This window comes from Halalkalicoccus sp. NIPERK01 (genome assembly GCF_030287405.1).
In the GTDB taxonomy this organism is placed as follows: domain Archaea; phylum Halobacteriota; class Halobacteria; order Halobacteriales; family Halalkalicoccaceae; genus Halalkalicoccus.
In genome coordinates this window covers 1-256 of sequence record NZ_JASVVV010000041.1, presented here as the reverse complement: position 1 = coordinate 256, position 256 = coordinate 1, and the positions used below count along the sequence as shown (strand labels likewise).

Genomic DNA, 256 nt, shown 5'->3' with positions numbered 1-256 from the left:
GCTCGATTTTGCGCGGTAAAACCGTGGGGCAGGTGGTTGCGTGGGCGAATCAGAAAATGGGAGGCAAGGCGCAAACTACCCTGCCCGCCAATCAATCTATGCTTTCAGACGGCCTGAACGATGGCCTGATGAGCGACAACCTGCAACCGCAATACGCGCCAGAAGACAACAGCGCGCAGGCCGAAGCCGCCGATGAAATGCAGCGCAGCGCACGGATGCAGCGCGAAGCCGCCGAAGATATGCAGGATGCGGCGCG

The 256-nt window shown here is 60.5% G+C and carries 1 protein-coding gene; it reads left to right on the top strand.

Annotated elements, in window-relative coordinates:
* Window positions 1-256 (top strand): hypothetical protein (locus QRT08_RS18480; protein ID WP_286047465.1); only part of this gene is annotated, 256 nt, incomplete at both ends.